This is a genomic window from Burkholderia stagnalis, from assembly GCF_039848545.1.
Classification (GTDB): Bacteria; Pseudomonadota; Gammaproteobacteria; order Burkholderiales; family Burkholderiaceae; genus Burkholderia; species Burkholderia stagnalis.
This window is the reverse complement of the sequence record NZ_CP156685.1, coordinates 1,549,377-1,567,500: the sequence shown is the minus strand read 5'-3', so window position 1 is coordinate 1,567,500 and position 18,124 is coordinate 1,549,377. Positions and strand designations below refer to the sequence as shown.

At 60.9% G+C, this 18,124-nt stretch carries 13 protein-coding genes, 2 tRNA genes and 3 rRNA genes; 6 read left to right on the top strand and 12 right to left on the bottom strand.

Going from position 1 to position 18,124, the window contains the following annotated elements; translation table 11 throughout:
• Positions 1–38: 38 nt before the first annotated feature.
• The 3 genes from ABFO07_RS07460 to uvrB all read right to left on the bottom strand — a co-directional run bounded on the left by ABFO07_RS07460 (position 39) and on the right by uvrB (position 3,288).
• The gene (locus ABFO07_RS07460) at positions 39–371 is read right to left on the bottom strand and encodes a cupredoxin domain-containing protein (protein ID WP_010090024.1); all 333 of its coding nucleotides are present in this window, start codon (positions 369–371) and stop codon (positions 39–41) included.
• 56 nt (positions 372–427) lie between these two features.
• Positions 428–979 carry an iron transporter gene (locus ABFO07_RS07455; protein WP_059878808.1) on the bottom strand — a complete coding sequence of 184 codons (552 nt, stop codon included), beginning with the start codon at positions 977–979 and terminating at the stop codon, positions 428–430.
• Positions 980–1,197: 218 nt separating this feature from the next.
• Positions 1,198–3,288 carry an excinuclease ABC subunit UvrB gene (gene uvrB, locus ABFO07_RS07450; protein WP_059567696.1) on the bottom strand — a complete coding sequence of 697 codons (2,091 nt, stop codon included), beginning with the start codon at positions 3,286–3,288 and terminating at the stop codon, positions 1,198–1,200.
• A gap of 248 nt (positions 3,289–3,536) precedes the next feature.
• Between uvrB and ABFO07_RS07445 the strand changes: the two genes are divergently transcribed.
• On the top strand, positions 3,537–4,736 hold the full coding sequence (locus ABFO07_RS07445) for an amino acid aminotransferase (RefSeq protein ID WP_059567698.1): 1,200 nt from the start codon (positions 3,537–3,539) through the stop codon (positions 4,734–4,736).
• A gap of 116 nt (positions 4,737–4,852) precedes the next feature.
• Here the strand turns inward: ABFO07_RS07445 and ABFO07_RS07440 are convergent, their stop codons facing one another.
• Positions 4,853–5,641, bottom strand: a complete 789-nt coding sequence (locus ABFO07_RS07440) for a 3-hydroxybutyrate dehydrogenase (protein ID WP_069236538.1) — start codon at positions 5,639–5,641, stop codon at positions 4,853–4,855.
• A gap of 155 nt (positions 5,642–5,796) precedes the next feature.
• On the opposite strand from ABFO07_RS07440, the gene ABFO07_RS07435 reads away from it, so the two are divergent.
• On the top strand, positions 5,797–6,768 hold the full coding sequence (locus ABFO07_RS07435) for a potassium channel beta subunit family protein (protein ID WP_059907695.1): 972 nt from the start codon (positions 5,797–5,799) through the stop codon (positions 6,766–6,768).
• 112 nt (positions 6,769–6,880) lie between these two features.
• Positions 6,881–7,726 carry a 23S rRNA (adenine(2030)-N(6))-methyltransferase RlmJ gene (locus ABFO07_RS07430; protein WP_059987660.1) on the top strand — a complete coding sequence of 282 codons (846 nt, stop codon included), beginning with the start codon at positions 6,881–6,883 and terminating at the stop codon, positions 7,724–7,726.
• 16 nt (positions 7,727–7,742) lie between these two features.
• Here the strand turns inward: ABFO07_RS07430 and ABFO07_RS07425 are convergent, their stop codons facing one another.
• The 8 genes from ABFO07_RS07425 to ABFO07_RS07390 form a co-directional block, all read right to left on the bottom strand.
• On the bottom strand, positions 7,743–8,114 hold the full coding sequence (locus ABFO07_RS07425; protein ID WP_059563510.1) for a hypothetical protein: 372 nt from the start codon (positions 8,112–8,114) through the stop codon (positions 7,743–7,745).
• 114 nt (positions 8,115–8,228) lie between these two features.
• Entirely contained in the window at positions 8,229–8,375 is a 147-nt protein-coding gene (locus tag ABFO07_RS07420; RefSeq protein WP_081059564.1) for a DUF3563 family protein, read from the bottom strand.
• A gap of 217 nt (positions 8,376–8,592) precedes the next feature.
• Positions 8,593–8,997 (bottom strand): Cu(I)-responsive transcriptional regulator, encoded by a 405-nt coding sequence (gene cueR, locus ABFO07_RS07415; RefSeq protein ID WP_059563509.1) that lies wholly within the window; start codon positions 8,995–8,997, stop codon positions 8,593–8,595.
• A 173-nt stretch (positions 8,998–9,170) separates the two neighbouring features.
• Positions 9,171–9,283, bottom strand: a 5S ribosomal RNA gene (gene rrf / locus ABFO07_RS07410).
• A gap of 187 nt (positions 9,284–9,470) precedes the next feature.
• A 23S ribosomal RNA gene (locus tag ABFO07_RS07405) occupies positions 9,471–12,377 on the bottom strand.
• A gap of 352 nt (positions 12,378–12,729) precedes the next feature.
• Positions 12,730–12,805 (bottom strand) — tRNA-Ala (locus tag ABFO07_RS07400).
• Positions 12,806–12,844: 39 nt separating this feature from the next.
• Positions 12,845–12,921 (bottom strand) — tRNA-Ile (locus ABFO07_RS07395).
• Positions 12,922–12,982: 61 nt separating this feature from the next.
• Positions 12,983–14,514 (bottom strand): 16S ribosomal RNA (locus ABFO07_RS07390).
• Together the 16S, 23S and 5S rRNA genes with 2 tRNA genes alongside form the textbook arrangement of a ribosomal RNA operon.
• 561 nt (positions 14,515–15,075) lie before the next feature.
• On the opposite strand from ABFO07_RS07390, the gene ABFO07_RS07385 reads away from it, so the two are divergent.
• From ABFO07_RS07385 to ABFO07_RS07375, 3 genes are all read left to right on the top strand, one after another.
• Complete coding sequence (locus ABFO07_RS07385) at positions 15,076–16,293, top strand: DUF2863 family protein (protein ID WP_059883887.1); 1,218 nt, start codon at positions 15,076–15,078, stop codon at positions 16,291–16,293.
• Positions 16,294–16,488: 195 nt separating this feature from the next.
• Positions 16,489–17,325 (top strand): response regulator transcription factor, encoded by an 837-nt coding sequence (locus ABFO07_RS07380; RefSeq protein WP_059922570.1) that lies wholly within the window; start codon positions 16,489–16,491, stop codon positions 17,323–17,325.
• Between the two features lie 75 nt (positions 17,326–17,400).
• Positions 17,401–18,075 (top strand): energy-coupling factor ABC transporter permease, encoded by a 675-nt coding sequence (locus ABFO07_RS07375; protein ID WP_059802015.1) that lies wholly within the window; start codon positions 17,401–17,403, stop codon positions 18,073–18,075.
• The last annotated feature ends 49 nt before the right edge of the window (positions 18,076–18,124 follow it).

Sequence of the window (18,124 nt, the reverse complement as noted above, 5' to 3'; positions counted from 1 at the left end):
GCGCGGGACATCAGCCCCCGCACGCAGACAAAACCGCATTACTTCGCGACGATCACGCCCTGCGCCTGCTGGTGGAAATCGTCGAAAAACTTGTATTCACCCGGCGAAAGCGGCGCGACCACGACGAACGAGTCGGCGCCCGGTGCGAGCACCTTCTCCTTGCGCAGCTGCACGCTCTCGAATTCGGCGGCACCCTTGCCGGTGTTCCTGATCTCGATCTTGAAGCGCTGGCCGGCCGGCACCTCGATACGGGCGGGATTCAGCTTGCCGTCCGCCATCTCGAGCTTGAACGTCGGCAGATCGGCGGCCTGCGCGGCGCCGGCGAGCAGCAGCGCGGCGGCCGCGGCGACGAATTTCTGGGGGAATTTCATTCTTGGTTCTCTACGACGACGGCGCGCCCGAGGCGCGCCGTCCGTTATGCCACCGATCAGTAACCGCCCTTCTTGCCGATGCCGGCGAACGGGAAGTCGTACTCGAGCGTGACGGGCTTGAACCACGCGCCCACGCCGGTTTCCTTGTCGACGTGACGGCCGAACGCCATGTGGCCCGTCTGCATCGGCTGCTTGACCGTCATCGTCAGGTGGTACTTGCCCGGGCCGTTCAGCTTCACGTTGTCGCCGTAGTGCGGGCCGTCGCTCGCGACCATGCCCATCAGGTCGCCTTCCGCCTTCCACTTCGCGTCGCCCTGCTTCGTCAGCTTGTAGGTGACCTGCAGGTACGGCATCCAGTCGCCTTCGGCGAAGCCGGTCGGGTTGTTCTTGACCGCGTGGATGTCGGCTTCGAGGTGGATGTCCGAATCCGATGCCTTGCGCATCATCCCTTCCGGTTCCATCGTGATCGGCTGCAGGTACACCGCGCCGATTTCCATTCCGCCCTGGATCTGCTGCTTGCCGATCGGATATTCGGCGGCGGATGCCGACATGGCGGCCAGCGCCGCCGCTACCGCAACCGACGTGCGGATGAACGAAGAACCCAACATGGACACTCCTTGTTTTTCTCTGACAGAAGCACGGCCGTCCCACGGAACGGTCGCCGATGAACACTAACGCGACGAAGAACGTTAATGCGAACTATTCTCAATTCTCGCGAAGTGTAGCACCGAACGCGCCACCGGACAAACCGGCAACGGTGCAAAACCCTGATCCGACAAGGCTTACAGGCCGATTACCGGGTGCCTTTGCTCACACTTGGAAAGATTTACCGGCCGCCGCTGATGTGGTCGCCGACGTTCGCACCGAACACGCGCTCGCGCAGCAGCGCGAGCTGGTCGCGCGTCTGGGCCGCCTTCTCGAACTCGAGGTTCTTCGCGTAATCGGCCATCTGCTTCTCGAGGCGCTTGATTTCCTTTGCGAGCTGCTTCTCGGACATGTCCTCGAACTTCGCGCGCTGCTGCGCTTCCTTCAGCTCCGCGCGCGCCTCGTCGGCGTTGTAGACGCCGTCGATGATGTCCTTGATGCGCTTCACCACGCCGCGCGGCGTAATGCCCATCTGCTCGTTGTACGCGATCTGCTTCGCGCGGCGCCGCTCGGTTTCGCCGATCGCACGCTTCATCGACTCGGTCATGTTGTCCGCGTAGAGGATCGCCTTGCCGTTCACGTTGCGCGCCGCGCGGCCGATCGTCTGGATCAGCGAGCGCTCGGCGCGCAGGAAGCCTTCCTTGTCCGCGTCGAGGATCGCGACGAGCGACACTTCGGGGATGTCGAGCCCTTCGCGCAGCAGGTTGATCCCGACCAGCACGTCGAAGGTGCCGAGCCGCAGGTCGCGGATGATCTCGACGCGCTCGACGGTGTCGATGTCGCTGTGCAGGTAGCGCACCTTCACGCCGTGATCGGCGAGAAACTCGGTGAGCTGCTCGGCCATCCGCTTCGTCAGCACGGTGATCAGCACGCGCTCCCCGGCCTTCACGCGCGCGTTGATCTCGGTCAGCACGTCGTCGACCTGCGAGCTGGCCGGCCGCACTTCGATTTCCGGATCGACGAGCCCGGTCGGGCGCACGACCTGCTCCGCGATCTGTCCGGTCACGCGCTTTTCGTAGTCGGCCGGCGTGGCCGACACGAAGATCACCTGGCGCATCTTGCGCTCGAATTCGTGGAACTTGAGCGGCCGGTTGTCCAGCGCCGACGGCAGCCGGAAGCCGTAGTTGACGAGGTTCTCCTTGCGCGCGCGGTCGCCGTTGTACATGCCGTTCAGCTGGCCGATCAGCACGTGCGACTCGTCGAGCAGCATCAGCGCGTCGGGCGGCAGGTAATCGACGAGGGTCGGCGGCGGCTCGCCCGGCGCCGCGCCGGAAAAGTGCCGCGAGTAGTTCTCGATGCCCTTGCAGAAACCGAGCTCCTGCAGCATCTCGAGATCGAAGCGGGTGCGCTGCTCGAGGCGCTGCGCCTCGACGAGCTTGCTGTCGCCGTAGAAGAACTCGAGGCGCTCGCGCAGCTCGTCCTTGATCGTCTCGACCGCGCGCATCACGGTGTCGCGCGGCGTCACGTAGTGCGACGACGGATACACGGTGAAGCGCGGGATCTTCTGCCGTACGCGGCCCGTCAGCGGGTCGAACAGCTGCAGCGTGTCGACTTCGTCGTCGAACAGCTCGACGCGCACCGCCATCTCCGCATGCTCGGCCGGGAAGATGTCGATCGTGTCGCCGCGCACGCGGAACGTGCCGCGCTGGAAATCCTGCTCGTTGCGCGTGTACTGCATCGCGATCAGCCGCGCGATCACGTCGCGCTGGCCGAGCTTGTCGCCCGTGCGCAGCGTCAGGATCATCTGGTGGTATTCGGACGGGTTGCCGATACCGTAGATCGCCGACACCGTCGCGACGATCACCACGTCGCGGCGCTCCATCAGGCTCTTCGTCGCCGACAGCCGCATCTGCTCGATGTGCTCGTTGATCGACGAGTCCTTCTCGATGAACAGGTCGCGCTGCGGCACGTAAGCCTCGGGCTGGTAGTAGTCGTAGTACGAGACGAAGTACTCGACCGCATTGCGCGGGAAGAACTCGCGGAATTCGGCGTAGAGCTGCGCGGCGAGCGTCTTGTTCGGCGCGAACACGATGGCCGGGCGGCCGAGCCGCGCGATCGTGTTCGCCATCGTGTAGGTCTTGCCCGAGCCGGTCACGCCGAGCAGCGTCTGGAACGCGAGGCCGTCCTCGATGCCCTCGACGAGCGTCGCGATCGCGGTCGGCTGGTCGCCGGCGGGTGGATACGGCTGGTACAGCTGGAAAGGCGACCCTTCGAAGGTCACGAATTTCGATTCGTCGAGCGCGTCGCCGACTGCGGCGTGATGTTCGGACATGGAATGCGGCCGGGGCGAAAACAAAAGGCCATTCTAGCGCTTCGCGGCCGCCCGGACTGCTGTCCGCTCCTGACGCCCGGTCGCCGCCGGAAATCGTGGCGCGGCACATCGCCATGCGAAAAACTCGCGCGGATTCGCTACAATGACGAACTGCTGCGCTTTCGGCGTCATGCCTGTCCGCGCGCGGCCTGCCGCGCCCGCCCCGCCTGAAGAAAGCCTGACCCTCTTTTCACTACTGCCGAACCATCATGTCGCTCTTCTCCGCTGTCCAGCTTGCTCCCCGCGACCCGATCCTGGGCCTGAACGAAGCCTTCAACGCCGATACCCGTCCGACCAAGGTCAATCTCGGCGTCGGCGTGTACACGAACGAGGAAGGCAAGATTCCGCTGCTGCGCGCGGTCCGTGAGGCGGAGAAAGTGCGTGTCGACGCGGGCCTGCCGCGCGGCTACCTGCCGATCGACGGCATCGCCGCATACGACGCCGCCGTGCAGAAGCTGCTGCTCGGCAACGATTCGCCGCTGATCGCGGCGGGCCGCGTGGTCACGGCCCAGGCGCTGGGCGGCACGGGCGCGCTGAAGATCGGCGCGGATTTCCTGCGCACGGTGAACCCGAACGTGAAGGTCGCGATCAGCGATCCGAGCTGGGAAAACCACCGCGCGCTGTTCGAAGCGGCCGGCTTCGAAGTCGTCGCGTACCCGTACTACGACGCGCAGACCAACGGCGTGAACTTCGAAGGCATGCTGTCGGCGCTGAACGGCTATGAGCCGGGCACGATCGTCGTGCTGCACGCGTGCTGCCACAACCCGACCGGCGTGGATCTCACGGACGCGCAATGGCAGCAGGTCGTCGACGTCGTCAAGGCGCGCAACCTCGTGCCGTTCCTCGACATCGCATACCAGGGCTTCGGCGAAAACATCGAGGCCGATGCGGCCGCCGTGCGCCTGTTCGCCGCAGCGGACCTGAATGCATTCGTGTCGTCGTCGTTCTCGAAGTCGTTCTCGCTGTACGGCGAGCGCGTCGGCGCGCTGTCGATCATCACGTCGAGCAAGGACGAAGCCACGCGCGTGCTGTCGCAGCTCAAGCGCGTGATCCGTACGAACTACTCGAACCCGCCGACGCATGGCGGCGCCGTGGTCGCGGCCGTGCTCGCATCGCCGGAACTGCACGCCTCGTGGGTGCAGGAACTCGGCGAAATGCGCGATCGCATCCGCGCGATGCGCAACGGCCTCGTCGAGCGCCTGAAGGCGAGCGGCGTCGATCGCGACTTCAGCTTCATCAATGCACAGCGCGGGATGTTCTCGTACTCGGGCCTGACGTCGGCGCAAGTCGACCGCCTGCGCGACGAGTTCGGCATCTACGCGGTCGGCACGGGCCGGATCTGCGTCGCCGCGCTGAACACGCGCAACCTCGACGTGGTCGCCAACGCGGTCGCCGCCGTCCTGAAGTAATGGGTCGGCATGGGGGCGGCATCGCCTGGTGCTCCCCCGCCGATGTGAAAAACGCGCTCCGTGGAGCGCGTTTTTTTATGTCGCCAATGCAGCGCGTCTCGGCAACGGGCACGGCTTCACTGCATGAACCAGCCGTGGCTGACGACGAACGACTGGCCGGTCAGCGCGGCGCTCGGGAACGCGGACAGGAACAGCACCGTCTGCGCGACGTCCTCGACGGTCGTGAACACGCCGTCGACGGTGTTGCCGAGCATCACCTTCTTCACCACGTCCTCTTCGCTGATGCCGAGCTCCTTCGCCTGCTCCGGAATCTGCTTGTCCACCAGCGGCGTGCGCACGAAGCCCGGACACACGACGTGCGAGCGCACGTTGTGCTTCGCGCCTTCCTTCGCCAGCACGCGCGCGAGGCCCAGCAGCCCGTGCTTCGCCGTCACGTACGCGGACTTCAGCGGCGACGCCTCGTGCGAGTGCACCGAGCCCATGTAGATCACGACGCCGCCGCGATCGTCCTTGTACATGTGCTTGAGCGCGGCCTTCGTCGTCAGGAACGCGCCGTCGACGTGGATCGCCTGCATCTTCTTCCAGTCCGAGAACGCATAGTTCTCGATCGGGTTCACGATCTGGATGCCCGCGTTCGACACGAGGATGTCGACCGAGCCGAACGTTTCGGCGACCTTGTCGATGCCGCTGTTGACGGCTTCCTCGCTGGTCACGTCCATCGCGACGCCGATCGCCTTGCCGCCTGCCTGCTTGATCGCTTCTGCGACGGCGTTCGCGCCCTCCTGGTTCAGGTCGGCGATCGCGACCGCCGCGCCCGCCTTTGCCAGTACCAGCGCGATTTCCTTGCCGATGCCGCTTGCGGCGCCCGTCACCACCGCCACCTTGCCGTTCAAATCCGTTGCCATGCACGTCTCCTTCGATCTCTGGTCAATTGAGCGCCGGTCCGCCGCGTGGGCGCGCGATCTCCGGCGGGCAAGCCGCTATTGTGCATGATCCGCTTGCGCCATTCGCTCCTGAAACGTCTAAGCTTAAGGTCGAACCAGCCACGCGGGAGACATGCATGCACTATCGACGGCTCGGCCGCTCCGGCCTGCAGATCAGCGAGCTCTCGCTCGGGTCATGGGTTACGTACGGCAACCAGGTCGACCGGCGCGTGGCGCGCGAATGTCTCGCGGCCGCGCGCGACGCCGGCGTCAATTTCTTCGACAATGCCGAAGTCTATGCGGGCGGCAAGTCCGAGGACATCATGGGACACGCGATCAAGTCGCTCGGCTGGCCGCGCGTCAGCTATATCGTGTCGACCAAGTTCTTCTGGGGGCTTGCCGAAGCGCCGAACCAGTACCACACGCTGAACCGGAAATACCTGCTCAACGCGATCGACGGGTCGCTGCAGCGGCTGCAACTCGAGTATGTCGACCTCGTCTATTGCCATCGCCCCGATCCGCACACGCCGATCGAAGAGACCGTGTGGGCGATGAGCGACATGATCGCGCGCGGCAAGGCGCTGTACTGGGGCACGTCGGAATGGAGCGCGGACGAGATCCGTGCTGCATGCGAAATCGCCGAGCGGCACCACCTGCGCAAACCGGTCGTCGAGCAGCCGCAATACAACCTGTTTCACCGCACGCGGGTCGAACAGGAATACGCGCGGCTCTACGACGACTACGGCCTCGGCCTGACGACGTGGAGCCCGCTGGCGTCGGGCCTGCTGACCGGCAAGTACCGGCACGGCGTCCCGCCCGGCAGCCGCGCCGAAGTCCAGGGCTACGACTGGCTGCGCGAGCGACTGACCGACCCGGTCCGAAACGATATCGTCGACAAGCTCGGCGGGATTGCCGCCGAACTCGGCTGCACCGTCGGCCAGCTGGCGATTGCATGGGTGCTGACCAATCCTCGCGTGAGTTCGGTCATCACCGGTGCGTCCCGGATCGAGCAGATCGACGACAACATGCGTGCCCTCGATGTCGTCGCGAAGTTGTCGCCGGACGTCAAACAGCATATCGAGGATCTGGTCGGCACCGCGTACGAATAGGGCGATTGCCGGCCACTCGCGTACAATACGCGGCCGCGTCGGCGCCCGGCTTGCCGGCCGCGCCCGCCCGACAGGCTTTCACCGATTCACCCTCCGTTCCAGGCAGCCCGCCATGCTCAGTTATCGTCACGGTTTTCACGCAGGCAACCACGCGGACGTGCTCAAGCACGCCGTCGTCGTCCAGCTGCTTCGCTACCTGAACAAGAAAGACAAGTCGTACTGGTATATCGACACGCATGCGGGCGCCGGCGTGTATTCGCTGCGCGAAGGCTATGCGGCGAAAACCTCGGAGTTCGACACGGGCATCGGCAAACTGTGGAATGCCGAGAAGCTGCCGTCGGTGCTGGCCGACTATCTCGACGAAGTCCGCGCACTGAACGACGACGGCGAATTGCGCTACTACCCGGGCTCGCCGTATCTCGCATGGCGGTTGATGCGCGAACAGGACCGGATGCGGCTGTTCGAGATGCACAGCACCGAAATCGATGTGCTGCGCCACAATTTCCGCGACGCCGGCCGGCGCGCGATGATCTTTTCGGGCGACGGATTCGAGGGCATCAAGGCGCTGCTGCCACCGGCGCCCCGACGCGCGCTCGTGCTGATCGACCCTTCCTACGAGGACAAGAAGGATTACGCGCGGACGGTGACATGCGTGACGGAATGCCTGAAGCGTTTCGCGACCGGCTGCTATGCGATCTGGTATCCGCAGGTGGCGCGCGCGGAATCGGAGCGGTTTCCCGAGCAGTTGAAACGGCTGCAACCGGGCAACTGGCTGCACCTGACGCTAACCGTGTCGAATCCGCCGGCAGACGGACTCGGTCTCTATGGCAGCGGGATGTTCATTCTGAATCCGCCCTACACGCTGGCGCAGGACATGAGGGAGACGCTGCCCTACCTCGTGGAAGCGCTCGGTCAGGACGGCGGCGCCCGATGCGGAATCGAGCACCGCGGAAACTGAGGATCGCCCCGATCGCTTAGGGCTGCCGCGGCTGCAACAGCGGGCGCGGCTGACCGGCCGGTGGTGCCGGCCATGTCGGAACCTGGATGTAAGGCGCGACAAACACCGGCACGGACGAATTCGGCGTCTGCTCGACCGGCGTTCGCATGGTTGCCGGCGCGACGATCGGTTCGCGCGACAATGGCGCGGTCTGCAGGAGCAGCCCGCCCTTTCCGTCCTGGATGCCTCGCTGTGTGTCGAGAATCAACGGCTGAGATGCCGTCGCCGCGTAGCCGGCCAGCGCGTGAACGAGCAACGCTCCGGCCAAACCCGCACGCATGCGTGAAACGCCCTGCACATCGATACGCAAGCGCATGATTTTGCCCTTCTGGTAAAAAATCAGGCCCATACCATAACGCCAAGTGGCCGGCTCTGCCAGAGCCCGACGCGCAAAAAACAAAGCCCCGTCAATACGGGGCTTGCTTTTTTTATCGGCGCCATCGGCGCCTGCCGGCGCTGCCGGTTACAGCGAGTAGCCGTTGGTCTCGAGCGAGCGGATGCGCTGCTCGAGCTGGACGACGTCCGACGACGTCGCGAGGTAGGCTTCACGGCGCTCACGCTCTGCGGATTCGAACCAGGTGCTCAGCTTTTCAACGATATAGGCGATCATGATGTTCTCCAAGGAAGGGGCGACCCCTGGCGAAACGGTGTTCAGGGATTTCCCGTATAGGGTTATCCCGAATTATAGCGATGCCCCATCAAGATGCCAGTGAAATGCTTGCATGGATGCCATTCCAAATTGGAATAGTTCATCAGACAGCTCACGCAACCCTCTGATTTCATTGACATCTCGAAATCTCGTCCGTTGACCCACTCGAAGGTGCGCACTATTCTGGTTCGGAGACGGGGTCGGCAAGACGCGCCAAGATCGGGCATTCCGGCCGGCCGTCGCCGTGACAATGTGCAGCCAGGTCTGCGAGGGTATCGCGCATGTCGGTCAATTCGGCGATGCGCTTATCAAGTTCGGCCACATGCTCGAGCGCGATCGACTTCACTTCCGCGCTGGCGCGGGACCGGTCCTGCCAGAGCATCAGCAGCTTGCGAATATCTTCGACAAGAAAGCCGAGGCGCCGGGCCTGGCGGATGAAGCGCAGCACATGAATTTCGTCTGCGCCGTAGATCCGGTAGCCGGCGTCGCTACGTTTGGCCGGCGTCAGCAGTCCAACCTGTTCGTAGTACCGGATCATTTTCGTGCTGACTCCGGATTCGCGCGAGGCATCACCAATGTTCATTCAACGCCCTCTCGTCGAGTACTGATTTCCGATGTACGGACTGCCGTGCGGGACGTTCTTCGACCGCATGTCGATCGTATCAAATCGTGCCCGCGCGTTCCGGACTCGATCACGTTTCCGTGCCGCAAATGCAAAAACCCCCGCCGGTTAGGCGGGGGTTTCTGGCTTAGGGAGCCTGACGATTACCTACTTTCACACGGGAATCCGCACTATCATCGGCGTAGAGTCGTTTCACGGTCCTGTTCGGGATGGGAAGGGGTGGGACCGACTCGCTATGGTCATCAGGCAAAGAGGGTTGTCGCGCGGCTTCGCAGCGCGACCAATCCGGGAAGAAGCAGTAATCTTGGTTGGGTTGTGAGTTGTACTCACACACATACGCGGTACTTCAACCGCAGTACGTCGAGTGCCTCGCACTCGACGCTCGATATCCGTAAGCGCTGAAGCGCTAACGGCTATCGAGACAGACTTGTTATAGGATCAAGCCTTACGGGCAATTAGTATCAGTTAGCTGAACGCATTACTGCGCTTACACACCTGACCTATCAACGTCCTGGTCTCGAACGACCCTTCAAGGAGGTCAAGCCTCCAGGGATATCTCATCTTAAGGCGAGTTTCCCGCTTAGATGCTTTCAGCGGTTATCTCTTCCGAACATAGCTACCCGGCGATGCGACTGGCGTCACAACCGGTACACCAGAGGTTCGTCCACTCCGGTCCTCTCGTACTAGGAGCAGCCCCCTTCAAATATCCAACGCCCACGGCAGATAGGGACCAAACTGTCTCACGACGTTTTAAACCCAGCTCACGTACCTCTTTAAATGGCGAACAGCCATACCCTTGGGACCGGCTACAGCCCCAGGATGAGATGAGCCGACATCGAGGTGTGCCAAACACCGCCGTCGATATGAACTCTTGGGCGGTATCAGCCTGTTATCCCCAGAGTACCTTTTATCCGTTGAGCGATGGCCCTTCCATACAGAACCACCGGATCACTATGACCTGCTTTCGCACCTGCTCGACTTGTCGGTCTCGCAGTTAAGCACGCTTATGCCATTGCACTATCAGCACGATTTCCGACCGTACCTAGCGTACCTTCGTACTCCTCCGTTACGCTTTGGGAGGAGACCGCCCCAGTCAAACTGCCTACCATGCACTGTCCCCGACCCGGATCACGGGCCAAGGTTAGAACCTCAAACAAACCAGGGTGGTATTTCAAGGACGGCTCCACCGAAACTAGCGTTCCGGTTTCATAGCCTCCCACCTATCCTACACAGATCGGTTCAAAGTCCAATGCAAAGCTACAGTAAAGGTTCATGGGGTCTTTCCGTCTAGCCGCGGGTAGATTGCATCATCACAAACACTTCAACTTCGCTGAAGGAGATCACTTCAACTTCGCTGGTCTCGGGAGGAGACAGTGTGGCCATCGTTACGCCATTCGTGCAGGTCGGAACTTACCCGACAAGGAATTTCGCTACCTTAGGACCGTTATAGTTACGGCCGCCGTTTACCGGGACTTCAATCAAGAGCTTGCACCCCATCATTTAATCTTCCGGCACCGGGCAGGCGTCACACCCTATACGTCCACTTTCGTGTTTGCAGAGTGCTGTGTTTTTATTAAACAGTCGCAGCCACCAGTTTATTGCAACCCCTTCACCCTCCTGGCGCAGGCCAGTCAAGCTACAAGGGCGTACCTTATCCCGAAGTTACGGTACCAATTTGCCGAGTTCCTTCTCCCGAGTTCTCTCAAGCGCCTTAGAATACTCATCTCGCCCACCTGTGTCGGTTTGCGGTACGGTCACTGTTAAACTGAAGCTTAGAGGCTTTTCTTGGAACCACTTCCAATTGCTTCGCTTCCTAAGAAGCTCGCGCCACACCCTTGAATCCTGCGCCCGGATTTGCCTAAGCGCCTTCTCCAATGCAGCGACCGGGACTTCCAACACCCGGACAACCTTCCGCGATCCGTCCCCCCCATCGCATTTAACAATGGTGCAGGAATATTGACCTGCTTCCCATCAGCTACGCATTTCTGCCTCGCCTTAGGGGCCGACTCACCCTACGCCGATGAACGTTGCGTAGGAAACCTTGGGCTTACGGCGAGGGGGCCTTTCACCCCCTTTATCGCTACTCATGTCAGCATTCGCACTTCCGATACCTCCAGCACCCTTTACAAGGCACCTTCGCAGGCTTACGGAACGCTCTCCTACCATGCGTGCAAGCACGCATCCGCAGCTTCGGTATATAGCTTAGCCCCGTTACATCTTCCGCGCAGGACGACTCGATCAGTGAGCTATTACGCTTTCTTTAAAGGGTGGCTGCTTCTAAGCCAACCTCCTGACTGTTTTAGCCTTCCCACTTCGTTTCCCACTTAGCTATATTTGGGGACCTTAGCTGGCGGTCTGGGTTGTTTCCCTCTTGACACCGGACGTTAGCACCCGATGTCTGTCTCCCGTGATTGCACTCTTCGGTATTCGGAGTTTGCTATGGCGGGGTAATCTGCAATAGACCCCCCAACCATGACAGTGCTCTACCCCCGAAGGTGAGACACGAGGCACTACCTAAATAGTTTTCGGAGAGAACCAGCTATTTCCAGGTTTGTTTAGCCTTTCACCCCTATCCACAGCTCATCCCCTAACTTTTCAACGTTAGTGGGTTCGGACCTCCAGTACGTGTTACCGCACCTTCATCCTGGCCATGGATAGATCACCTGGTTTCGGGTCTACGCCCAGCAACTGAACGCCCTATTCGGACTCGCTTTCGCTACGCCTGCCCTATATGGTTAAGCTTGCTACTGAACGTAAGTCGCTGACCCATTATACAAAAGGTACGCCGTCACCCCTTACGAGGCTCCGACTGTTTGTATGCATGCGGTTTCAGGATCTATTTCACTCCCCTCCCGGGGTTCTTTTCGCCTTTCCCTCACGGTACTGGTTCACTATCGGTCGATCACGAGTATTTAGCCTTGGAGGATGGTCCCCCCATCTTCAGACAGGATTTCACGTGTCCCGCCCTACTTGTCGTACACCTAGTTCTTTCATACTGTTTTCGCCTACAGGGCTATCACCTGCTATGGCCGCACTTTCCAGAGCGTTCGGCTAACAATACAAATAAAGAGTACAAGGCTCATCCCATTTCGCTCGCCACTACTTTGGGAATCTCGGTTGATTTCTTTTCCTGCGGTTACTTAGATGTTTCAGTTCACCGCGTTCGCTTCACTAGACCTATGTATTCAGTCTAGGATGACCCAAAAGGGCCGGGTTTCCCCATTCGGACATCTACGGATCAAAGCTCGTTTGCCAGCTCCCCGTAGCTTTTCGCAGGCTACCGCGTCCTTCATCGCCTGTGATCGCCAAGGCATCCACCACATGCACTTGTTCGCTTGACCCTATAACGAGTCTGTCTCATCGACAGCCGCTACAGGTTGAGTTCTCGCGTTGTGCCGTATTCCAATTGAGCCGAACGTTAAGTTCGAATCATCTTGAGATACATCGATACAATCACAACCCGGATAGTTTCCACGTCCATCTCAAGACGCTTCCGCTATCCAAATTACTTACTTCTTCCAGATTGTTAAAGAACGACAGCCGATATGGTGTTACTCATATCACTCTGACTGGCTCAATCGCCAATGCGTAATATTCGATTTTGTTCTCTCGAACCCCATCAAACATTATCCATTGGGCTCCCTTCGGGAGTGAGATGCTCGTAAGCGCTGAAGCGCTAACGATCATCGCAATTGGTGGAGGCAGACGGGATCGAACCGACGACCCCCTGCTTGCAAAGCAGGTGCTCTCCCAGCTGAGCTATGCCCCCATGTACAGAGACTTCCTCAGGTATGTTCCGCCAGACAATTGGTGGGTCTGGTTGGATTCGAACCAACGACCCCCGCCTTATCAAGACGGTGCTCTAACCGACTGAGCTACAGACCCCTGAGTCTGTCTTAATTTACAGCCGATAAGCGTGAGCGCTCAACTTTGCGAATAGCTCTGGAAAGGAGGTGATCCAGCCGCACCTTCCGATACGGCTACCTTGTTACGACTTCACCCCAGTCATGAATCCTACCGTGGTGACCGTCCTCCTTGCGGTTAGACTAGCCACTTCTGGTAAAACCCACTCCCATGGTGTGACGGGCGGTGTGTACAAGACCCGGGAACGTATTCACCGCGGCATGCTGATCCGCGATTACTAGCGATTCCAGCTTCATGCACTCGAGTTGCAGAGTGCAATCCGGACTACGATCGGTTTTCTGGGATTAGCTCCCCCTCGCGGGTTGGCAACCCTCTGTTCCGACCATTGTATGACGTGTGAAGCCCTACCCATAAGGGCCATGAGGACTTGACGTCATCCCCACCTTCCTCCGGTTTGTCACCGGCAGTCTCCCTAGAGTGCTCTTGCGTAGCAACTAAGGACAAGGGTTGCGCTCGTTGCGGGACTTAACCCAACATCTCACGACACGAGCTGACGACAGCCATGCAGCACCTGTGTATCGGTTCTCTTTCGAGCACTCCCGCCTCTCGGCAGGATTCCGACCATGTCAAGGGTAGGTAAGGTTTTTCGCGTTGCATCGAATTAATCCACATCATCCACCGCTTGTGCGGGTCCCCGTCAATTCCTTTGAGTTTTAATCTTGCGACCGTACTCCCCAGGCGGTCAACTTCACGCGTTAGCTACGTTACTAAGGAAATGAATCCCCAACAACTAGTTGACATCGTTTAGGGCGTGGACTACCAGGGTATCTAATCCTGTTTGCTCCCCACGCTTTCGTGCATGAGCGTCAGTATTGGCCCAGGGGGCTGCCTTCGCCATCGGTATTCCTCCACATCTCTACGCATTTCACTGCTACACGTGGAATTCTACCCCCCTCTGCCATACTCTAGCCTGCCAGTCACCAATGCAGTTCCCAGGTTGAGCCGGGGATTTCACATCGGTCTTAGCAAACCGCCTGCGCACGCTTTACGCCCAGTAATTCCGATTAACGCTCGCACCCTACGTATTACCGCGGCTGCTGGCACGTAGTTAGCCGGCGCTTATTCTTCCGGTACCGTCATCCCCCGGCCATATTAGGACCAAGGATTTCTTTCCGGACAAAAGTGCTTTACAACCCGAAGGCCTTCTTCACACACGCGGCATTGCTGGATCAGGCTTTCGCCCATTGTCCAAAATTCCCCACTGCTGCCTCCCGTAGGAGTCTGGGCCGTGTCTCAGTCCCAGTGTGGCTGGTCGTCCTCTCAGACCAGCTACTGATCGTCGCCTTGGTAGGCCTTTACCCCACCAACTAGCTAATCAGCCATCGGCCAACCCTATAGCGCGAGGCCCGAAGGTCCCCCGCTTTCATCCTTAGATCGTATGCGGTATTAATCCGGCTTTCGCCGGGCTATCCCCCACTACAGGACATGTTCCGATGTATTACTCACCCGTTCGCCACTCGCCACCAGGTGCAAGCACCCGTGCTGCCGTTCGACTTGCATGTGTAAGGCATGCCGCCAGCGTTCAATCTGAGCCAGGATCAAACTCTTCAGTTCAAACCTGTTACTGTTTTCGGTTCCGTTAAGAACCGGTCGCTCACTCAAAGCTGACAGGTATATGAATTGCTTCATAAACCTGACTTACTTTAGTGTGAGACTCTTGATACTTTTGCTATCCGATCCGAGGATCGGTTCGCTGCCATCAAGCGCCCACACTTATCGGCTGTTAATTTTTAAAGAACGTTTCTGCGAGAAATTCTTCTTTCTCAGCAGCGCTGCGTTGTCAGCAGCAGAGAAACGAGATTATGAACACTGTTTCGCAGTTCGTCAACAACTTTTTTAACTACTTCGTTGCGACTGCGGGGTTCATCTTCCTGCGCCGGCCGGGCGCCCTACAGGCATCCGACCAACTCCGCTTCCCCCTTCCGCGCTGCGTTGCCGTTAGCGCGAAAGAGGCGTGATTCTAGGCACCTCCCACGAGATGCGCAAGGGGTTTGATGCACTTTTTTTCCTGCCCATCGATTCCACCGTGCAACCCTACCGCGCAGCGAGGCCGCTTATGGCGCAAAGAACGGACTAGAATGTGAGGTTCTTCGCCCCTTTCTATACGAATTTAATATGCGCCAGCGAATCGCCAAACGTCTCCCCCCTGATGCCGACAAACTGGTCGGCCTGTCGCTTGCGCTCTTCGCCTCCGGCAGCCGCATCGAGGATCGCTTCTGGGAAGCGAAGCTCGACGCGCTGCTCGCCAAGATCGTTCGCAATGGCAACCAGACCACGCTCGACGCGGCACTCGATCATCTTCAGCAAAACCATCCCGACGCGTACGGTGCGCTCGCCGACATGGCCGAGACCCACAGCGAGTCGATGGTGATCGAACACGACGGCAAGCCCTATGACGCGCTGCTGATCGCCGTGCCCGTGCTGGCCTGGACGCGCTACATGATCCCGTCGGGCCCACTGAAGACCGACACCGCCGACGCGCTGCGCGCGCATCTGCAGGCGCACGTGCTCGCGAACGACACGCTCGTCGGGCTGGCGCCGTTCCTCTATAGCATCGACCAGTTGCCGCGGCATCACGTCGAAACCTATCGGCTCGCCCAGCAGCTCGCGCACGCCGCGCTCGGCCAGCATGCCGCCAAGCTCAGCTTCGGCGACCTGCCCGAGACTTCGCCGATCCTGGCCGATCCGCGCTTCCTGCTGGCCGTCGTGGCCGCACCGGCAGGCGCCCCGCTGTTCCGCTGGCAGGAAGAAGAACACGGATCCCGGATCGAGCGCGGCCAGTGCCTCGAACAATGGACTGCGCAAGGCGGCCCGAACCTCGCCATCGCGCTGCCAGGCTGCGAATTCGAGTGCCTGCTTCCGGACGCGTACTATTCCGCATGCCGCGATGCCGACGAACGCATTCGCCCGCACACCGTCCGAACGGCCATCCGTTATCTATTCGACACACTTGGTGCAGCGCCGCAGGAACTGCGCGCCGTGGTCGCGGGCTTCGGCGAACGCCGCATCGACGAGTACCGCGTCGGCTTCACGCGGCGCGGCAACAACGACGTGATTTACGGCGTCGTCTGGCCGCTCTACGGCCGCGAAAACGGCGACGTGGCAATCGACAATGCCGCGCTCGAAGGCGACTTGCCGATCGAGGGGCCGCTCGAGGAAATCGTCAGTCTGCTCAAGGAATGCGGCGTGACGGACATCCGCCGGCACGCGGGCCGCTTCGAACCGGAATACTGCGACGACTGCGGTGTACCGCTGTATGCAGACCCGCTCGGCGAGATCGTCCACGCCGAAATGCCGGAGGATGCGTCGCCCTCACAACCGCACTTCCACTGACGAATATCGGCCGAATAACCGTTCGTCGAAAGCCGCTCCCGGTTGCCGCCGGGGCGGCTTTTTTTACGTCCCAAAAACTTTCTGACTTTTCCTAAGCCTTTCGGCCAAGCAGACATCGTGTAAGGTATTTGTCATGATCTGGCTCAAGGCATAACGCCGGTAGCTCATTGTGCAACCCCCTTACGGAGGAAGATTATGCGGTTCCTGGTGTTAAGTTCAGACGCGGAGCGGCGTGACGGGCTGAAGGCTTTGTTGCGACAGATCGATCGCCACGCCGGGTACAACGATGCGCCCGACAGCTTCCAGGCCCGCCAGTTGCTGCGCAGCGAGCATTTCGACCTGATCGCGATCGACTGGCAGGACGTCGGTCGGCTCAGCGAGCTCCAGGCGCTTTGCAGCGCCTGTGCGCCGTCACCGGCCGCGGTCCTGATCGACGAGGCCACGCCGGAGGTGGTCCGTCGGCTCTTCAATTACGGCGTCGCTGGCGTAATCCCCCGCGCCACGCGGCCACATTTGATCGTCCGCGCGCTCGAACTGGTGCTGCTCGGCGGGCACTACGTCCCTCCGATCGCCCTCAACCTGCAGCCGGCGCCGGTCACGGCTCGGCAAGACGCTCACTTCCAGGCCCTCGCCGGCAAGATCCCCCGCCGCCCGGCAGCCCGGCTCCTGTCACCGCGACAGGCGCAGATCATGCGCTTCGTTCACATGGGCAGCACCAACAAGATGATCGCGCGCACGCTCGGCATCAGCGAAGGCACGGTGAAGATCCATCTCGCCAGCATCTTCCAGCAACTCGGGGCAGCCAATCGCGCCGCCGCGGTCGCGATCTACAACGGCTGGCTGTCGCCACACCTCGAAGTCCTGCTGGCGCCGCGCGACAGCGCGCGCAAGCCGGCGCTGGGCGAGCGCGGGCCGCTCCCGCTACGCGCCGTGCGCGACGACCGCAAATACCCGCCGCCGGCCGCCAACGACGGCTTGCGCAACACACTGCACGCCGCCGAACCGCCTGCCCGCTACCGGCGCGATCGCTAGCCGGACAGTCTCGCAATCGCGACGATCGGCGCGTACGGATTCCCACCTTTGATGTTCAACGAGTAATATGAACGCATGGGTTTTCTCTTCACACCGCTTCCGCTATGGGTTGGCGTCGGTGGCTGGATCGCCGCCGCGATCCTGCTCGCGCTGGCGATCTGGAAGCGGCCGTTCGTCCGGCTTCAGGACGCGACACTCCAGCACGTCTGGCTCGCGCTCGTCACGGCGATCACGGTGCTGTGGGCATCGAACGCATGGCTCGAAGACGGGCTCGTCATGCACCTGCTCGGCGCGACCTTGCTCGTCACATTATTCGACTGGACTCTCGCGCTGATCGCGATGGGCGCCGTGACGGTGGTGGCCGCGATCATCTTCGACGCGCCGTGGCACGGCATCGGGCTGACCTATCTGGTCTATGGCGCGTTGCCCGTCGCCGTGTCGTCGCTGCTGCAGCGCGCCGCGATCGCGTGGCTGCCGCACAATCTGTCGTCGTTCATCATCGGCCAGGGCTTCATTTCGCCGGCGATCGCGATCGTCACGGTCGCCGCGGCCGCGGCCGGCGTGCAGCTCGCACTTGCGGACGGCATGCCCGTCGTCATCCCGTCCGGCTATCTGTGGAACACGGCCCTGCTCGCGCTCGGCGAAGCGTGGTTCACCGGCATGGCGACGGCGTTGATCGCCGTCTATCGCCCGGCCTGGGTCACGACCTTTGACGTCCGCCGTTACCGCCTCGGCGGACCGCGCGCGTGAGTGCGCCGGTTGCACTGTCCCGCGCGTGCGTCGCCACTTCGCATCTGCG

Excerpts from the sequence above, each read along its gene's own strand:
- ABFO07_RS07460 (WP_010090024.1), bottom strand. The coding sequence starts at position 371 with ATGAAATTCCCCCAGAAATTCGTCGCCGCGGCCGCCGCGCTGCTGCTC.
- ABFO07_RS07455 (WP_059878808.1), bottom strand. The coding sequence starts at position 979 with ATGTTGGGTTCTTCGTTCATCCGCACGTCGGTTGCGGTAGCGGCGGCG.
- uvrB (WP_059567696.1), bottom strand. The coding sequence starts at position 3,288 with ATGTCCGAACATCACGCCGCAGTCGGCGACGCGCTCGACGAATCGAAA.
- ABFO07_RS07445 (WP_059567698.1), top strand. The coding sequence starts at position 3,537 with ATGTCGCTCTTCTCCGCTGTCCAGCTTGCTCCCCGCGACCCGATCCTG.
- ABFO07_RS07440 (WP_069236538.1), bottom strand. The coding sequence starts at position 5,641 with ATGGCAACGGATTTGAACGGCAAGGTGGCGGTGGTGACGGGCGCCGCA.
- ABFO07_RS07435 (WP_059907695.1), top strand. The coding sequence starts at position 5,797 with ATGCACTATCGACGGCTCGGCCGCTCCGGCCTGCAGATCAGCGAGCTC.
- ABFO07_RS07430 (WP_059987660.1), top strand. The coding sequence starts at position 6,881 with ATGCTCAGTTATCGTCACGGTTTTCACGCAGGCAACCACGCGGACGTG.
- ABFO07_RS07425 (WP_059563510.1), bottom strand. The coding sequence starts at position 8,114 with ATGGGCCTGATTTTTTACCAGAAGGGCAAAATCATGCGCTTGCGTATC.
- ABFO07_RS07420 (WP_081059564.1), bottom strand. The coding sequence starts at position 8,375 with ATGATCGCCTATATCGTTGAAAAGCTGAGCACCTGGTTCGAATCCGCA.
- cueR (WP_059563509.1), bottom strand. The coding sequence starts at position 8,997 with ATGAACATTGGTGATGCCTCGCGCGAATCCGGAGTCAGCACGAAAATG.
- ABFO07_RS07385 (WP_059883887.1), top strand. The coding sequence starts at position 15,076 with ATGCGCCAGCGAATCGCCAAACGTCTCCCCCCTGATGCCGACAAACTG.
- ABFO07_RS07380 (WP_059922570.1), top strand. The coding sequence starts at position 16,489 with ATGCGGTTCCTGGTGTTAAGTTCAGACGCGGAGCGGCGTGACGGGCTG.
- ABFO07_RS07375 (WP_059802015.1), top strand. The coding sequence starts at position 17,401 with ATGGGTTTTCTCTTCACACCGCTTCCGCTATGGGTTGGCGTCGGTGGC.